The organism is Amycolatopsis albidoflavus, from assembly GCF_039525725.1.
GTDB classification, from domain to species: domain Bacteria; phylum Actinomycetota; class Actinomycetes; order Mycobacteriales; family Pseudonocardiaceae; genus Amycolatopsis; species Amycolatopsis albidoflava.
Genome location: NZ_BAAAHV010000017.1, coordinates 61,853 through 77,340, shown reverse-complemented (window position 1 = coordinate 77,340; position 15,488 = coordinate 61,853). Strand labels below are relative to the sequence as shown.

15 protein-coding genes and 1 pseudogene are annotated in these 15,488 nt (G+C 68.4%); 10 read left to right on the top strand and 6 right to left on the bottom strand.

What is annotated here, in order from left to right; genetic code table 11:
• Positions 1–243: 243 nt before the first annotated feature.
• Complete coding sequence (locus ABD156_RS27910) at positions 244–1,113, top strand: S1 family peptidase (RefSeq protein ID WP_344280014.1); 870 nt, start codon at positions 244–246, stop codon at positions 1,111–1,113.
• Positions 1,114–1,116: 3 nt separating this feature from the next.
• Here the strand turns inward: ABD156_RS27910 and ABD156_RS27905 are convergent, their stop codons facing one another.
• Positions 1,117–1,857, bottom strand: coding sequence for an IclR family transcriptional regulator (locus ABD156_RS27905; RefSeq protein WP_344280011.1), 741 nt, complete (start codon positions 1,855–1,857; stop codon positions 1,117–1,119).
• Between the two features lie 120 nt (positions 1,858–1,977).
• On the opposite strand from ABD156_RS27905, the gene ABD156_RS27900 reads away from it, so the two are divergent.
• Entirely contained in the window at positions 1,978–3,255 is a 1,278-nt protein-coding gene (locus ABD156_RS27900; protein ID WP_344280008.1) for an MFS transporter, read from the top strand.
• On the top strand, positions 3,252–4,145 hold the full coding sequence (locus ABD156_RS27895; protein WP_344280006.1) for a 2-hydroxyacid dehydrogenase: 894 nt from the start codon (positions 3,252–3,254) through the stop codon (positions 4,143–4,145). The genes ABD156_RS27900 and ABD156_RS27895 overlap by 4 nt, the downstream gene beginning before the upstream one ends.
• On the opposite strand, the gene ABD156_RS27890 is transcribed toward ABD156_RS27895, so the two are convergent.
• Entirely contained in the window at positions 4,138–4,974 is an 837-nt protein-coding gene (locus tag ABD156_RS27890) for a TIGR02569 family protein (RefSeq protein WP_344280004.1), read from the bottom strand. The genes ABD156_RS27895 and ABD156_RS27890 overlap by 8 nt on opposite strands.
• Before the next feature lie 308 nt (positions 4,975–5,282).
• On the opposite strand from ABD156_RS27890, the gene ABD156_RS27885 reads away from it, so the two are divergent.
• Positions 5,283–6,416 carry a thioester domain-containing protein gene (locus ABD156_RS27885; protein WP_344280001.1) on the top strand — a complete coding sequence of 378 codons (1,134 nt, stop codon included), beginning with the start codon at positions 5,283–5,285 and terminating at the stop codon, positions 6,414–6,416.
• 490 nt (positions 6,417–6,906) lie between these two features.
• Here ABD156_RS27885 and ABD156_RS27880 read toward each other — a convergent pair whose 3' ends face one another.
• Positions 6,907–8,382, bottom strand: coding sequence for an LCP family protein (locus ABD156_RS27880; protein WP_344279998.1), 1,476 nt, complete (start codon positions 8,380–8,382; stop codon positions 6,907–6,909).
• 209 nt (positions 8,383–8,591) lie between these two features.
• Here ABD156_RS27880 and ABD156_RS27875 point away from each other — a divergent pair, with 209 nt between their 5' ends.
• Positions 8,592–9,602 (top strand): glycosyltransferase, encoded by a 1,011-nt coding sequence (locus tag ABD156_RS27875; protein WP_344279994.1) that lies wholly within the window; start codon positions 8,592–8,594, stop codon positions 9,600–9,602.
• Positions 9,599–10,042 (top strand): annotated as a pseudogene (locus tag ABD156_RS27870) (polysaccharide deacetylase family protein); the annotation flags it as partial. The gene ABD156_RS27875 and the pseudogene ABD156_RS27870, both read left to right, overlap by 4 nt.
• 156 nt (positions 10,043–10,198) lie before the next feature.
• Here ABD156_RS27870 and ABD156_RS27865 read toward each other — a convergent pair.
• Both ABD156_RS27865 and ABD156_RS27860 read right to left on the bottom strand, forming a co-directional pair.
• Positions 10,199–11,197 (bottom strand): M56 family metallopeptidase, encoded by a 999-nt coding sequence (locus tag ABD156_RS27865; RefSeq protein WP_344279991.1) that lies wholly within the window; start codon positions 11,195–11,197, stop codon positions 10,199–10,201.
• A gap of 1 nt (position 11,198) precedes the next feature.
• Positions 11,199–11,576, bottom strand: coding sequence for a BlaI/MecI/CopY family transcriptional regulator (locus ABD156_RS27860; protein ID WP_116203718.1), 378 nt, complete (start codon positions 11,574–11,576; stop codon positions 11,199–11,201).
• A gap of 90 nt (positions 11,577–11,666) precedes the next feature.
• Here ABD156_RS27860 and ABD156_RS27855 point away from each other — a divergent pair, with 90 nt between their 5' ends.
• From ABD156_RS27855 to ABD156_RS27840, 4 genes are read left to right on the top strand one after another with little or no spacing between them, the layout of a single operon-like run.
• Positions 11,667–12,269 (top strand): DedA family protein, encoded by a 603-nt coding sequence (locus ABD156_RS27855; RefSeq protein WP_344279987.1) that lies wholly within the window; start codon positions 11,667–11,669, stop codon positions 12,267–12,269.
• Complete coding sequence (locus tag ABD156_RS27850; RefSeq protein WP_344279984.1) at positions 12,266–12,835, top strand: phosphatase PAP2 family protein; 570 nt, start codon at positions 12,266–12,268, stop codon at positions 12,833–12,835. Before ABD156_RS27855 ends, ABD156_RS27850 begins: the two co-directional genes overlap by 4 nt.
• On the top strand, positions 12,832–13,197 hold the full coding sequence (locus ABD156_RS27845) for a DUF1707 SHOCT-like domain-containing protein (protein ID WP_344279981.1): 366 nt from the start codon (positions 12,832–12,834) through the stop codon (positions 13,195–13,197). The genes ABD156_RS27850 and ABD156_RS27845 overlap by 4 nt, the downstream gene beginning before the upstream one ends.
• 9 nt (positions 13,198–13,206) lie before the next feature.
• The gene (locus ABD156_RS27840; RefSeq protein ID WP_344279977.1) at positions 13,207–13,944 is read left to right on the top strand and encodes an SDR family oxidoreductase; all 738 of its coding nucleotides are present in this window, start codon (positions 13,207–13,209) and stop codon (positions 13,942–13,944) included.
• Here ABD156_RS27840 and ABD156_RS27835 read toward each other — a convergent pair.
• Positions 13,941–15,479, bottom strand: coding sequence for an acyl-CoA synthetase (locus tag ABD156_RS27835; protein WP_344279974.1), 1,539 nt, complete (start codon positions 15,477–15,479; stop codon positions 13,941–13,943). The two genes, ABD156_RS27840 and ABD156_RS27835, sit on opposite strands and share 4 nt — an antisense overlap.
• Positions 15,480–15,488 lie beyond the last annotated feature (9 nt).

Below are 15,488 nucleotides of genomic sequence, written 5' to 3'. Positions count from 1 at the left end.
GGATCAACCGCCGAAATTCGCCCCCGGCGTCCGAACGGCCCAGCCTCCAGGCAAAACACCCTCGCGCCGTTAGCATTCCGTGACCAAGCCCCGACCCGGTGTATCGACGCCGTCAGTTTCTACCCTGGTCACCGGATTAATCGGGCACACTCACTCATTCGGGTTAACTACTTCGCTATCTTGGACCCCGTGGTGCACGCAAAGTCACGTTCCGCCCAGCGGGCGAGCCTTCGGCTGGGTGCCGTGGCCGTCGCCACGGTCCTCGGGGCCGGGCTCGCCGGGGCTTACGTCGGCCTGCAGCGGACCGCGGCGGCCGAGACCGCCAAGCCGGTGTCGAACGTCGCCGTCGCGCGCGGCGCCAGCGGCAGCGCGGGCAATGCCAGCAGCACGGTCAGCGGCGGCACCGGCGGCAAGGCCCCGGCGTCCTCGCAGGCGTCCGCGCCCGCACTGCCCGACCACCCGACCCCGTTCAGCGTCAAGCTGTCCTCAAAGGACATTCCGGAGAAGGGCGGCGGCGTCCGCACCGGCGGCTGCAGCGGTTCGCTGATCGCCCCGCAATGGATCGTCACCGCCGGACACTGCTTCCACGACCTCGACGGCACCCGCGTCAGCGGCAAACCCGACTACACGATGACCGCCGCGATCGGGAAGCTCACCGATTCAGACCCGCACGGGCACGTGCTGAAGATCGTCGACGCGCGCCAGTCCGCGGTCAACGACCTCGCGCTCGCCAAGCTGTCCGAGCCGGTCACCGACATCGAACCGCTCGCGCTTCCGGACGGCCCGCCGGATCCGGGCCAGCACACGACCTTCGTCGGCTGGGGTTCGCTGTCCTCCAAGGTCATCGTGCAGACCGACCACATCAAACGCGGCGATTTCCAGGTCGACGAAGTGCGCAAGAACGAGATCACCCTGGAGCCGCTGAAGAAGCGGACCGTCGAGAACAGCCCGTGCCCGGACGACTCGGGCTCGCCGTTCTTCGTGCCGATCAAGGGAAAGAACACGCTGATCGCGGTCGAGAACTTCGGCCCCGACTGTCCTCAGCCCGGCACCGAAACCGCGGCGCGCGTGGATCAGCTCGTGCCGTGGATCAAGGGCGAGATCGGCGAATAGTCCTCACCGGGGCAGCAACGCCGCCAACTCCCTCGCCGCAGCACGCAAAGCGGGCACGAACTCCTCCAGCTGCGCGACAGTCAGCCGATAAGCCGGCGCCGCGGTGGACAACGCGGCGATCGCGGTCCCGTCCGGCGTCCTGATCGGAACGCCGACCGCGCGGATGCCTTCCTCGTGCTCCTCGTCGGCGATCGCGAAACCGCGTTCGCGCACCGCCGCGATCTCCGCCGCGAACGCCTCGCGCGCGGTGATCGTGCGCGGGCCGAGCTCCGGCAGCTCCAGCGAAGCGACCAGCTCGTCCCGGTTCGACGCGAACGCGACCAGGCATTTGCCCATCGACGTGCAGTGCAACGGCCCCCGCGCCCCCGGCTCGCCGCGGATCTGCAGCCGCTGCGACCCCTGCACCGAGTGCACGTAAACCTGGTTGTGCCCGTCCAGCACCGCCAGCAGCGTCGGCTCGCCGGTCTCCGCGGACAGCTTCTGCATAACCGGCAGCGCGACGCCGGCGAACCCGCGCGCCTGCGACACCGACTGGCCCAGCTCGAACAGCCGGAGCCCCAGTGAATACCGCTTCGAAATCGGGTCGTTGCGCGCGAATCCCTCGCTCTGCAAGGAGCTGAGCAACCGATGCGTGGTGCTCACCGGGTATCCGGCGGCGCGCGCGAGCTCGGACAGCGGCACGCCTTCGGGGTAGCCGCCGAGCAGGGACAGCACCCGCAAAGCCTTGCCGACCATGTCCGCCATCGGACCCCCTTGACGTCCCGGGCGCGGCGACGCACACTGCCTCTCACCGCATTGCGGAATAGCTTTCCATATTACGGAAAGCGCGTCAAGGACTTGGGTCAGCGGCGACAGGAGTACCGGATGAACACCGTCGAGCAGGCGGGCACGCTCGGGAGGCAGCGGTGGCTGCGGCTGATCCCGATCGTCTTCGTCACCTACAGCCTCGCTTACCTCGACCGGTCGAACTTCTCGATCGCGACCGCGGGCGGCATGGCCGAGGACCTGAAGCTCACGAGCACGACGTCCGGGCTGATCGGCGCGTCGTTCTTCCTCGGCTACTTCCTGCTGCAGGTCCCCGGCGTCCTCTACGCCGACCGCCGCAGCGTGCGGAGCCTGATCTTCTGGTCGGTGCTCGCGTGGGGCGTCCTGGCGACCGCGCAGGGCCTGCTCAGTTCGGTGCCGGTGCTGATCGTGGTGCGGTTCCTGCTCGGCGCGGTGGAAGCGGCGGTGCTGCCCGCGCTCGTCGTGCTGCTCGCGCGCTGGTTCACGAAGGCCGAACGCGGACGGGCCAACGCTTTCCTGATCCTCGGCAACCCGGTCACGGTGATGTGGCTGTCGGCGTTGTCGGGGTATCTGATCGAGGCGACGTCCTGGCGCGGCATGTTCATCATCGAGGGAATCCCGGCGCTGATCTGGGCTTTCGTGTTCCGCGCGCAGGTCCGCGACCGGCCCGCCGACACGCAATGGCTCGACCCGGCCGGTCGTGACGCGATCGAGCGCGCGATCGCCGCGGAACAGGCGCAGCTTCCGGAACCGGCCGATCGTCCGGTGCGGGAAGCGTTGCGGTCCAAGGCGGTTCTGCTGCTGTCCGCGCAGTATCTATTGTGGAGCATCGGGGTCTACGGCTTCGTGTTCTGGCTGCCGTCGATCGTCAAGGCGGGCTCGTCCGCCGGAATCGGCGCGACCGGTTTGCTGTCGGCGATTCCGTACGCGTTCGCCGTGGTGGCGATGCTGATCAACTCGCGCAGCTCGGACCGATCCGGCGTGCGTCGCCGATACGTCTGGCCGTGGCTGCTCGCCGGGGCGGTCGCGTTCTACGGTTCATATCTGCTGGGCAAACAACATTTCTGGTGGGCGTTCGTCCTGCTGGCAATCGCCGCAGTGGCCTTGTACGCGCCGTACGGCCCGTTCTTCGCGTTGATTTCCGAACTTCTGCCGCAGCGGACCGCCGGGGTGGCGGTCGCGGTGATCAACGCCGCCGGCGCGCTTGGCGGGTTCCTCGGGACCTACCTGGTCGGCTGGCTCGAATCCGCCACCGGCAGCACGGCTGCCGCGTTCCTGATGCTGGCGGGGACAATGGCCGCAGCCGCGGTGCTGGTCGTCGCGGTTCCGGTGAAAACGAAGGAAAGGCGAGCATGACCGCGCGTGTACTGGTGCCCTGGTCCGACATTTCCGTTCCGGCCGAACTGAACGCGGTCGTGTGGGACGGCCGCGGCACCCCGCCGGACGGCCTCGACGACGTCGAGTTCTACGTTCTTCCCTACGACCAGGGCCCGGCGGCGGCGAAGCTCATCCCGCAGCTGCCGTCGCTGCGCGCGGTGCAGACGCTGTCGGCTGGTTACGACAACCTGCTGTCGCTCATCCCGTCCGAGGTGCAGCTGGCGAACGGCCGGGGCCTGCACGACCTCAGCGTCGCCGAGCACGCGCTCGCGCTGATCCTTGCCGCACAACGGTATTTCCCGCGCTGGTTCGCGCAGCAGCAGGCCGGTTCGTGGGACCGGGTGCACACGCGCTCGCTCGCCGACTGCCGCGTCCTGCTCGTCGGCTACGGCTCGATCGGCCGCGCCATCGAGCGGTACCTGGAAGCAGGCGAGGCCGAGGTGGTCCGGGTCGCCAGCACCGCCCGTTCCGGCGTGCACGGCATCGCCGAACTGCCGGATCTCCTGCCGAGCGCGGACATCGTGGTGCTGGTCCTGCCCGACACCCCGCAGACCCAGGGCCTCTTCGGTGCCGCGGAGCTGGCTCTGCTGCCGGACACGGCCCTGGTCGTGAACGTCGGCCGCGGCACCGCCGTCGACACCGACGCGCTCACCGCCGAGGTCTCCGCCGGTCGCTTGCGCGCCGCGCTCGACGTCGTCGACCCGGAACCACTGCCCGCCGACCATCCACTGTGGACGCTCGACGGCGCGATCATCACCCCGCACATCGCGGGCGGTTCGGACTCGTTCTATCCGCGCGCGAAGCGGCTGGCCGAACGTCAGCTCGCGCACTACGCGAAGGGCGAGCCGCTGGAGAACCTGGTCAACTGAGCACGGCCGCGATGGCGGGCTGATACGCGGCGATCTGGTCGGGCGTCCAGCGTCCGGCCAGATCGTGCGTGACGATCCGGTAGACGAGCGCGCGGATCAGCATCTGCCGCCATTCGGGCAGCTGTGCCCAGCGGTCGATGAGACCGGGAGTCGCTTGGTACCAGCACAATGCGTCGGCGACCGCCACGGCGGCGGCCCAGGCCGGGGGACGCCAGTAGACCGACCAGTCGATCACCGCGGGCGGCTCTCCCGGTGCGAAGAGGACGTTGCCGGGGAGATCGCCGTGCACCGCCTGCGCGGGTAGTTCGACCGGCTTCCGCTCAGCGAGCAGCGGGTCGAGAAGGCGTCGGGCGGCCGCCGAGGCATCGGGCGGCAACTCCTCCCAAGCGACCCGATCCCCGATCGCCCAGGGATCAGTCCGGCGATCGAGAAACTCCGGCCGGGGCAGCTGCGCGATCGCTTGATGAAACGCGATCCCGGCCCGAATGGCGTCGTCGGGCCGGGACGTGTCCAAGCGACCGGGAACCAGCCGGCTGGCCTCCCACCCCTGCGCGACCGGGTTGCCGCCGGATGAATTCCGGCCGTCGGCTCCCTCTCCGGCGATCCAGCCGCCGTCGCGAGTCCGCACCGGCCGGGCAATCCGAAACTCCGCCGAGCCGGTCACCGCCGCGAGCGCCTCCGCCCGCCACCGCGTTTCCGGAGCGAACTCCACCGGTTTCAGCACCACGTCCCCGGCGCGCCAAGTCCCGCCTTTCCCGCCTTCCAGCCGAACCGGATCGCCGTCGCAGCCGAACGCGGCCAGCACGTCCGCCGGGGGTCGCGTGAGCATCGTTGTGCGTCCTTTCTCGTGGGCCGTTTCCCGGTGTTCCCGCAGCTCCGCGCACACCTACCCAGAGCAACGCAAGGGGAGGAACGACTCCGACTGGTGGTATGAAAGCGCATTCAGGGGACCACCCACAGTGCACATGTGAGCCCTGTGTATGCTTCGCCATCGCTTGACTGGGTGGATTCTTCACCCGAATTGGTGGCCGTCGTGGTCGGGGAGATGTGGTCTCACGCGGTCCGTCGTTCGTGGTTCGGGACTGGATGGGAGAAAGCATGCACGGCAGGTCAATTCTGGTCCGGGGAGGGGCCGCGGTGGCTTCCGCGGCAGCGGCGCTCATGATCGCCGCGCCGGTCGCCCTCGCCGACGACAACGCCCCCACGGCGCGCAGCGGCGCGGCCTCGGGCACCTTGGAGCACGGCGGCACTTCGGGCTTCGACGTCAACGTCGCCGGCAAGGGCACGGTTCAGACGACGCTGTTCAACCTGAAGCTGTCCGACGGCGCCGTCTCGAAGATGTACTGCGTGCAGATCGAGGTCGGCGCGCGCTTCGGCGAGACGATGGTCGAACACGCCTGGAACGACTACCCCGACGCGAAGTCGCCGTTCCGCAAGAACAACAAGAACATCAACTGGGTGCTGCACCACAGCTACCCCTCCACGGACGCGGCGTCGCTCGAGAAGACGCTGACCGACAAGGGCGCCAAGCTCCACGACGGTCTGTCCACGAAGGAAGCGCTGACCGCGACGCAGGCCGCGGTGTGGCACTACAGCGACGGCAAGGACCTCGACGCCGAAAACCCGCTGGCCAACGGCTCCGCGGACGAAGCGGCCGACGTCCTCGCGCTGTACAACTACCTGACCGGCGACGCGAACACCGGCGTCGAAGAGAAGAAGCCGACGCTGAGCATCACGCCGGCCAAGGCAAGCGGCGAAGCGGGCACGAAGATCGGCCCGTTCACCGTCGCGACGACCGGCAGCGTCACCGACTTCACGAGCAAGCTCCCCGAGGGCGTGAAGGTCGTCGGCGAGAATGGCCAGGAGGTCAAGTCCTCGGCGATCAAGAACGGCACGAAGCTGTTCCTGGACGTCCCGAAGGACGCGAAGCCCGGCACGGCCGAACTCGCGGTGAAGGCCGCTGGTGACGTCAACACCGGTCGCCTGTTCGTGGCCAAGAACTACGCGGACAAGCCGGCGCAGTCGCTGATCGTGGCACAGTCGCAGAAGAGCACCGTCGAAGCCGCCGCGACCGGCACCTGGACCGAAACGGGCCCGGTGACCACCGCGCCCGCGACGACCGCCCCCGCGGCCGGCGGCAACAACTCGGGCCAGACCCCGCTCGCGAACACCGGCGTGAACGCCGCCCTGCCGATCGGCATCGGCGCGGCTCTTGTCGTTGCTGGCGGCGCGATGATCCTGGTGGTTCGCCGCCGTCGGAGCAACGCCTGATTTACCCCTTTGGTAATACGCACTAGCTGAGCGGGCCGGTCCTTTGAGGACTGGCCCGCTTTGCTATGTCGCGCAGCAACCGCACCACCCACCAGGACACTGCCGCCGCTGCACCGCTTGCGATCGCCGCCGCTAGCCTCCGCCGCTCCTCCGGACGGACCTCCGGGACCTTGCCCAGCTCCGTGAGGGCCACCTTCACGGACTCTGAGTCCCTCAGGGTTCCCCTCACGGACAGCTGCTGGCTGTGAGAGTCCCCTTCACAGACTTAGCCTCCCTCAAGGAGTCCTTTTACGGACCCGTCCACCCACAAAACCGCAGCCAGCGCACCCAGGCACCCACACCCCCCGCACCCCGATACGAAGCCAAAATGCGGTCTGGGGTGGCTTGTCAAGGCATCTTTCCCGCCTTGACAAGCCACCCCAGACCGTCATCACAATCAGGCTTCGGGGTGCCCCCCCAACCCGACCAGCGATGTGCGAAGCACGAGCAGTCAGTTAACGCAAGTAACCCCATCAGCAGTAATATCCGGCGCACTCCCCGCAGGAGGACCCTGCAAAACCGCCGGAGCAGAAGCCGGATGCACCCCAGAATCATCCGAATACTTCTGCCCCAAATAAACCCGGAAATGATCCTTCTCGAGAGAATTATCCGAAGCCACCGCCACCCCGCCAAGCTTCTCGCCGATAACCTCAGCCTGACTACGCTGCCCCCGCCCGTAGTACACAGTGGACGTCCGCCGAGTAGCGCTATTAGAAACGGATCCCCGAGAATACCCAGCAGCAGCAAGCTTGTCCGCAACCCGATTAGCCAACCCATCCACCCCAGACGAGTTGCGCACATCAACCACATAAGCAGCCAACGCAGGATCCCCAGCCGAAGAAGACGGCGGCGCACCAGCCGAAGAAGACGGCGCAGAAGCGGAACCAGTCTGCTCCCGAACGAACTTCTGCACCTGCTGAGGATCAACCTGCACGGCATCACCATCATTAGGCGTCTTCAATGTAATACTAACCACCGGCACGGTAACGAAGTTGATACTCCCAGCACTCATCCCGTGCAACTGCTGAGCAAACCCGAGCAAATCCCAGTTAGTATCAACAACAACAGCCTTCTTAACCGCCCCAATCAACGCATCCAACTTCCCCGGATCCGTCAACGTCCCAGCAGAAAGAATAGTCTTGGCCATGCTGGCCATGAAAACCTGCTGCCGCTTGATCCGATCCAGGTCCCCATTGGGCAACCCATGCCGCTGCCGAACAAACTGCAACGCCTGCGCCCCGGAAACATTCTGCGGCCCAGCCGGAAAATTAGCCCCGGAGTAACTATCCTTAACCGGAGCCTTGAGGCAAACCGGCACCCCGCCAACAGCCTGGCTGACATAGTAAAACCCAGCCAGATTGACAGCCGCATAATGCGTAATAGTCAACCCGGTCAACTGCTGCACAGTCTCAATAGCAGTCTTGGCCCCAGCCTGAGCCGAGTCAGTCTCCAGCTGCGCCCCGGACTCCCCCGCAGCCTTCAACTCGGTCTTCCGGGCAGTCTGCCCATAAGTATAAGCCGAATTGATCTTGTGCTTCCCGAACTTCCCGGCAAGCTGGACATAAGAGTCACGCGGGATAGAAATCGCCGTAGCATTCCCACCTCCGGCCGGGATATGCACGACGATCATCGTGTCAGTCGTATCCCCGCCGTCCTCTGCGCCGCCGGCGTGCAGCTGGTCGAGCACATCCTCGGGCAGCGGATTGCCCTCCGCGTCGGTGCGCGTGTCCAGGCCGACCATCAGGATGTTCTGCTCGCCCATCGGCGAACCGGCCCCGGCGCCGATCACGTCGGACCTGGTCAGTCCGTCGGTGATCTGGTTCAGCTTCGACCACGCGAAGGCCGTGCCGCCGAGGACAAGCAGCGAAACCACGGCCAGAAGCACCTGGGCGACGCGGAGCGCGCTGGTGGTCTTGCGACGACGCATCGGGGTTCCTCTTCCTGCCACGTCCGGTGGTCGAAAGACCCACGGTAGCGGGCGTCTCACCTGGACGGGTTACCGCTTACCCCAAATTGCGGAGACGGCGCCCGGAATGTCGGACCGAGGGTGTACCTCCACCGAGGGTCCGGTCTCGACTCTCATTCTACAGGGATGTAGTTTTACTACAGTCGTGTAGAAGTCGAAAGGGGTGCCGGATGGCTCGCGTGGTGATCGTGTCCGCCCGGATCGGGGCAGGTCACGACGGTGCCGCCAGAGAGCTGGACCGGTGGTTCGCCGATCGCGGCGCGCACGTCGTCCGCGCCGATTTCCTGGACCTGCTGCCGGGAAGGCTTGGCGAGCTGCTCTGCGGCGCGTACCACCAGCAGCTCAACACGGTCCCGCGCAGCTGGGACTGGCTGCTCGGCGCACTCGGCACCCCGGCGCTGGCCGGAGTCGCCCGCCGGTTCGCCGGCCTCGCTACCCCGAGGCTGCGGGAACTGCTCGGCGACAACACCGACGTCGTCGTCTCGACCTATCCACTCGCCACGCACGCGGTCGCCCGGCTGCGGCGCTCGAACGAACTGACCGCGCCCCTGGTCGTCTACCTCACCGACCCGTCGGTGCACCGGCTGTGCGTCAGCCCGGACGCGACGCTCACCGTCGCTCCGAACGAAACCGCCGCCCGCCAAGCCAAAGCGCTCGGAGCCGGCCGCACTCTCGTCTCGCGCCCGCTGGTCGCGCCCGCGTTCCGGCCTTCCACCGGGATGACCGAACGGCTGCGGCTCCGGCTCGCCTTCGGCCTCCCGCACGACGGCCCGCTCGCGTTGGTGGTCGCCGGATCCTGGGGCGTCGGCCAAATCGGACAGACGGCGGACGACCTCCTCGCGACCGGACTCGTCGAGCCAGTCGTGGTCTGCGGCCGCAACGAGGCACTGGCCGAGAAGCTGCGGAAAACCGGACACCGGCACGTCTTCGGCTGGGTGGACAAGATGCCGGAGCTGATGCGCGCGTGCGACGTCGTGGTGCAGAACGCGGGCGGGCTGACCACATCGGAAGCACTCGCGACCGGCCTGCCGGTACTGACTTACCGCTGCCTGCCGGGCCACGGTCGTGCCAACGCCGCGGTGCTGCACGACGACGGCATCGTGCCGTGGGTCCACTCGCCAAGCGAACTGACCGAAGCGCTGGAGTGGTTGCTGCGACGGCCGGTCAAGGCAGCCGGATGATCCGCGGACTCGCCGCGGCGGCCGTCGCGCACGTGGCACCGGCGGCATTGTTCGTGCCGCAGCTGCGCCCGCCCCGCCTGGCCGGACGCGGCGACCCAGGCCACGTAGCACTGACCTTCGACGACGGCCCGAACCCGGAATCCACGCCGCAGTTCCTCCGAATCCTCGAGAAGCTGGACGTCCGCGCGACTTTCTTCGTGCTGGGCCGCGAGTTGGCGGCAGCGCCGGAACTCGGCCGGGAGATCGCCGCGGCCGGGCACGAGATCGCAGTCCACGGCTGGGATCACCGCTGCTTCCTGCGCCGCTCCCCGAAGGCGCTGCACGACGAGCTGGCCCACACCGTCGACCTGATCGAACTCGTCACCGGGACCCGGCCGCAGTGGCTGCGCGCGCCGTACGGAGTGTTCAGCGCAAGTTCCTTGGTCTCAGCCCGAATCCTCGGCCTTCGGCCCGTTTTGTGGAGTACCTGGGGATTCGACTGGACCAGCCGCGCCACTCCGCGCTCGGTCGTGCGCACTGTGTGCCGAAGGCTGACCGGCGGCGGAACGATCCTATTGCACGACTCCGACGTCGCCGCCGCGCCGGGAGCGTGGCGGTCAGCGCTCGGCGCAGTCCCGGTGCTGGTGTCGGAATGCCGGGAGCGTGGGCTCGCCGTGGGTCCCTTGCGCGACCACGCACGCGGCCTGCTGAGCGGTCTCGAGGCCGGTGTGCAGATCGGTGGCCGCGTCGAGTGTGCAAGCCGTCGACCAGGCGCAAGCACCGAGCACGACCGCCACGGCGACCGCCGCCAGTGGCTTTCGCCGAGAGCCTGACGACGGGGCGGACAGCAGCGCACGCACGCGCTGCGGCACCGGCCCGCCAGTCGCGGCAAGCGCGAGCGACGGCTGAGAACGGCTGGCCAGCGCGGCCTTCGCGACCGCCGTGGCCACCAGCTTCCGGTCGCCGACGCGGTCTGCGGCAGCTTCGTCCGCCCAGCGTTCCAGCGCGAACCGGGCCGCTGAACCGAGCGGCCGCAACACCGGATTGACCGTGGTGGCGACCGTGACGATCGCGGCGAAAACGTGGTGCCGCAGCCGCAAATGCGCGCGTTCGTGCGCGAGCAGCGCGCGGCGTTCCCGAGGCTCCAAAGCCGACAGCATCCCGCTCGACACCGCGATCCGGCCGCCGCCTCCGGCCACCGCGAACGCGACCGGTTCCTCGCCCGGCAGCAGCACGAAGCCAGCTTCGCGAGTGTGGGCGTTCAGCTCGGCGTGCACCTTCCGGTGCCAGCGCACGTACTGAATCGCCGCGCGCGTCAACGCGACCCCGGCGGCCACGAGCGCGATCCCGCTGACGATCGCCAGCGGCAGGTTCACCGCGTCGGCCCCGTGGAACGCGACCGCGGAGAAATCGCCCAGCTCGCCGACGAACGGCAGCTGCGCCAGACCCGCGGCCGCCAGGACCGCGAGCGTCGCCGTGCTGCCGACGGCGAGCACCAGCGCGGACCCGGCGAGCAGCCAGCTGCCCAGCCGCGGCGACAGCCGGGGCGCGACCCAGCGCGCGACCGGCCAGGAAGCCAGCGGCAGCAGCAGGGGAGCGAGCAGGTCGAGGTTCACGTCAGCCGCCGTTCTGGCGCAGAAGATCGCGCAGCACGCGCTCGTCCGAGGCGGACAGATTCGACACGAATTTCGCCAGCACGCTCGACCGGTCGGCTTCGGCGTCGAGCACCTTGCTCATCCGGCGGGCGGCGAGCCCGGGTTCGTCGTCGGCGGCGCGGTAGGTGAACGAGCGGCCCTGCTTCTCGCGGGTCGCCACGCCCTTCTCGAACAGCCGGGACAGGATCGTGACGACGGTGGTGTAGGCCAGCCCGCCGCCGATCCGCTCCTGCACGCCGGCGGCCGACATCGGCTCGTCGGATTCCCACAGCACCGCGAGCACCTCGGCCTCCAGCTCGCCAGGAGCCCGCCGGGCGCTCTCGCCCCGTCCGTTCCGCATGACCCAAATTCTACCTGTTTGTCGAAGCCGCTCGGCTCACTACTACGTTCATGTAGAATTTCGACAGTTGTGTAGTAGTTGGAGGTGGGCATGCTCGACCCGAAGTGGCTGCTGGCCGCGTTCGGCCCGCTCGGCGTCTTCGCGGTGATGTTCGCCGAGACCGGATTGCTGGTGGGCTTCTTCCTGCCGGGCGATTCGCTGTTGTTCACCGCGGGGGTGCTGGCGGCCTCGTCGAAGCTGCACCTGCCGCTCGCGGCGGTCATCGTCGCCGCGGCGGCCGGAGCACTGCTCGGCGCGCAGGCCGGCTACATCCTCGGCCGGCGCGGCGGGGGCGCGCTGCTCGCCCGCGTGCGCAGCAAGCACCTGCACGAGGGCGTCGCGCGCGGATCGGCGCTGCTCACCCGCTACGGGCTCGGCAAGGCAGTGGTGCTGGCCCGGTTCATCCCGGTGGTCCGTACCGTGCTGAACCCGCTCGTCGGCATCGCCGGGATGCCCGCCGCGAAGTTCGCGATGTGGCAGGTGCTCGGCGGTCTGCTGTGGACAGTCGGGGTGACGCTCGCCGGGTACGCGCTGGGCGCGTCGGTGCCGAACATCGACACGTACCTGCTGCCGATCATCGCCGTCGTGGTGCTGCTTTCGCTGAGCCCGCTGCTGATCGAGCTCGTCCGCGCACGCCGGAGCGCGGCGCGATGATCGATGCCGGGCTATATCGCGACGTAACGGATTTCGCGTGGTCACAGCAGTGGCTGGCCGGAATCGCGACGACGTTCAGCGAGTACGGAGTTTTTCTGGTGGTGCCGGTGATCCTCGCGCTGCTCTGGCGGGCGCGCACCAGGGGAGCGGCGGCGCTGGCGGCCGCGGCGTGGGTGCCGATCGCGATCGCGGTGGCGCTCGCCGTGGACACCGTGCTGAAGTCGGTGTTCGCCGAGGTCCGGCCGTGTCGCGTGGTCGCCGGCGTGCACACGCTGCTGCCGTGCGATCCGCCGACCGACTACGCGTTTCCCAGCAACCACACGGTCATCGTCGCGGCGTTCGCGGTGGCAGTGCTGCTGGTCAACCGAAAATGGGGAGTCTGGGCACTCGTTTTCGCGGTGCTGATGGGGATTTCGCGGGTGTACGTCGGGGCGCATTACCCGCACGACGTGCTCGCGGGGTTCGTGGTCGGCGCCGGGGTCGGGCTGCTCGGGATCGTGGTCCGCGAACCGCTCGCGAAGGTGGCGGTTCGGCTGATTCCGGCCGTATCCGGGAGGAAAGCATGACCGATCAACCTGTCCGCTGCTCCGACGCCGAACGCGAGCAAACGACGAAAGTCCTGAACAACGCGGCGGGCGAAGGTCGGCTGAGCCTCGCTGAGGTAGAAGAACGGGTCACCACCGTCTATTCGGCGCAGTATCGGCACGAACTGGACGCGGTGGTCGCGGATTTGCCGGTGCCGGCGGCACGGGCGAGCTGGCAGCCGTTGCTCCTGCTGGCCGGACATCAGCTGGTCACGGAGTTCGGCAGCGCGCCCGCGCGGCGGAAGCTGGCCGTCGGGATGCTGCTGATGATCGCGGTGGCGATGATGGTTTTCCTTGCCGCGCACGGCTTCGCCGGCGAGGGGCATCACTTCGAACACCACTAGACTGGCGGGGTGCAGAGGGAATCGGGCGTCGCCTTAGTCACTGGAAGTTCGCGCGGAATCGGCAGAGCGATCGCGGAACGGCTGGGTGCGGACGGGTTTTCGGTCGCGGTCAACTACCGCGCCGATCAGGAGGCAGCTGAGGCCGTCGTCGCCAAGATCCGCGCGGACGGCGGGCAGGCGACCGCCCTGCGCGCGGACGTGACCGACGACGCTGAGCTGCGCGGCCTTTTCGACCGCGCTGAACAGGAATTCGGCGGTCTCGACGTGGTGGTCGCCAACGTGGGGATTGCCCGGTTCGTGCCGCTCGCGGAGGCCTCCGACGAGATCTACGACCTGATCTTCTCTACTAATCTACGGCCGACCTTCGTAGCCCTGCGCGAGTCGGCCCGGCGCGTGCGCGACGGCGGCCGGATCGTCGTGGTGTCGAGCGGTGTGGTCCCGACGGCCCGGCCCGGCACCGGGATCTACGGTGCCGCGAAGGCAGCCGGAGACCAGTTCGTGCGGGTGCTGGCGAAGGAACTCGGCCCGCGCGGCGTGACGGTGAACAGCGTGCTGCCGGGCGCGGTCCGCACCGAAGCACTCCTCGCTGATGGCCCGCCGGGCGTGGTCGAGTACAGCGCGAAACAGACTCCGCTCGGCCGTATCGCCGAACCCGGCGACATCGCGGACATCGTGGGTTTCCTGGCGTCAGACCAGGCCCGTTGGGTCACCGGTCAGACTGTGCACGCTGGCGGCGGCCAGTTCTAAGAGCGCTCGGCCAGCAGCTGCGTCCGCACGTCGGTTTTCAGCACCTTCCCGACCTTCGACCGCGGCAGATCCGGCCAGAGCAGGACCTCCTTCGGCGTCTTCACGCTGCCGAGCAGTTCCTTCACCGTGGCCCGCAGCTCGTCGGCGGCAGCGGTCCGTCCTTGGTGCAGCTGGACGACCGCCGTCACCTGCTCGCCCCACTTCTCGTGCGGCAGGCCGACCACCGCACAATCCTGCACGGCCGGATGTGTCATCAGCGCCTGCTCCACCTCAGCCGAATAGACGTTGAACCCGCCAGTGATGATCATGTCCTTAGCCCGGTCCACGACGTACAGGAAGTTCTCCTCGTCGAGGTAGCCGATGTCGCCGGTGTGGTGCCAGCCGTGTCTGCTGACGTCCGCGGTCGCCTCCGGATTCCGGTAGTAGCCCGGCATCACCAGCGGCCCGCGCACCACGATCTCGCCGCGTTCGCCGCGCGGCAGCAGGGTTCCGTCGTCGGCCATGATCGCCACCTGCGTCAACGGCGTCGGACGGCCCGCTGAAGTGAAGCGTTCGCGGGCCAGCGAACCGTCCGGATGGAAGTGGTCGGCCGGGGCCAGCGTCGAGATCATCATCGGTGCTTCGCTTTGCCCGAACAGCTGTCCGAGCACCGGCCCGATCCGGGTGATCGCCTCCTCCAGCCGGGCGGCGGACATCGGCGCGGCCCCGTACCACAGGCATTCCAGCGAGCTGAAGTCCGTTGTGGACAGTGCGGGATGGTCCAGCAGCAGGTAAATCAGCGTCGGCGGCAGAAAGGTGTGGGTGATCCGGTGCCGTTCGATCAGGGCGAGGAACCGGCCGAGATCCGGCGACGGCATCACCACGATTTCGCCGCCGAGGGCCAGCACCGGGAAACACAGCACCCCGGCGGCGTGCGTGAGCGGGGCCAGCGCGAGGTAGCGCGGACGCGGCTGGAACGGGTAGCTCATCAACGTCAGCGCTGACATGGTTTCGACGTTGTGCCCGGTCAGCACCACGCCTTTCGGCCGTCCGGTGGTGCCGCCGGTGCCGACGAGCATCGCGGTGTCGTCCGGCGGATCGGACTGCCACGGCGTCTCGGGGAGCCCGTCGAGCCATTCGGCCAGCGGGATCGCGCCGGGGAACGAGCCGTCGAGGCACACCACCGTGGCCAGCTTCGGCAGCTGATCGGCGATGCGGGAGACGAGCGGTGCGAACGACTCCTGCACGAGCAGGCACGTGCAGTCGAGCAGGTCCAGCAGCTCCCGGTTCTCCGCCGCCTCGTTGCGCGGGTTGACCGGGCACCAGACCGCCCCTGCCCGGCTGATGCCGAAGACGCACCCGAACGACACCGGGTCGTTGGCGGAGAGGATCGCCACCTTGTCGCCCGGCCGCACGCCGGAACGCGCGAGCGCCCGGGCGACCCGCCAGGACAGCTGCTGGACCTCGCTGTAGCTGAGCGATCCGCCGTCCGTGGTCAAGCACGGAGCGGACGGGCCCAGCGAGGCGCCCTTGTCGAGGTAATCGGTCAGTCGCACCGCTCGTCT

What these genes read in the sequence shown, in the direction of transcription:
- ABD156_RS27855 (WP_344279987.1), top strand. Translation starts at nt 11,667, where the DNA reads ATGCTCGACCCGAAGTGGCTGCTGGCCGCGTTCGGCCCGCTCGGCGTC.
- ABD156_RS27845 (WP_344279981.1), top strand. Translation starts at nt 12,832, where the DNA reads ATGACCGATCAACCTGTCCGCTGCTCCGACGCCGAACGCGAGCAAACG.
- ABD156_RS27880 (WP_344279998.1), bottom strand. Translation starts at nt 8,382, where the DNA reads ATGCGTCGTCGCAAGACCACCAGCGCGCTCCGCGTCGCCCAGGTGCTT.
- ABD156_RS27895 (WP_344280006.1), top strand. Translation starts at nt 3,252, where the DNA reads ATGACCGCGCGTGTACTGGTGCCCTGGTCCGACATTTCCGTTCCGGCC.
- ABD156_RS27860 (WP_116203718.1), bottom strand. Translation starts at nt 11,576, where the DNA reads ATGCGGAACGGACGGGGCGAGAGCGCCCGGCGGGCTCCTGGCGAGCTG.
- ABD156_RS27900 (WP_344280008.1), top strand. Translation starts at nt 1,978, where the DNA reads ATGAACACCGTCGAGCAGGCGGGCACGCTCGGGAGGCAGCGGTGGCTG.
- ABD156_RS27875 (WP_344279994.1), top strand. Translation starts at nt 8,592, where the DNA reads ATGGCTCGCGTGGTGATCGTGTCCGCCCGGATCGGGGCAGGTCACGAC.
- ABD156_RS27850 (WP_344279984.1), top strand. Translation starts at nt 12,266, where the DNA reads ATGATCGATGCCGGGCTATATCGCGACGTAACGGATTTCGCGTGGTCA.
- ABD156_RS27890 (WP_344280004.1), bottom strand. Translation starts at nt 4,974, where the DNA reads ATGCTCACGCGACCCCCGGCGGACGTGCTGGCCGCGTTCGGCTGCGAC.
- ABD156_RS27905 (WP_344280011.1), bottom strand. Translation starts at nt 1,857, where the DNA reads ATGGCGGACATGGTCGGCAAGGCTTTGCGGGTGCTGTCCCTGCTCGGC.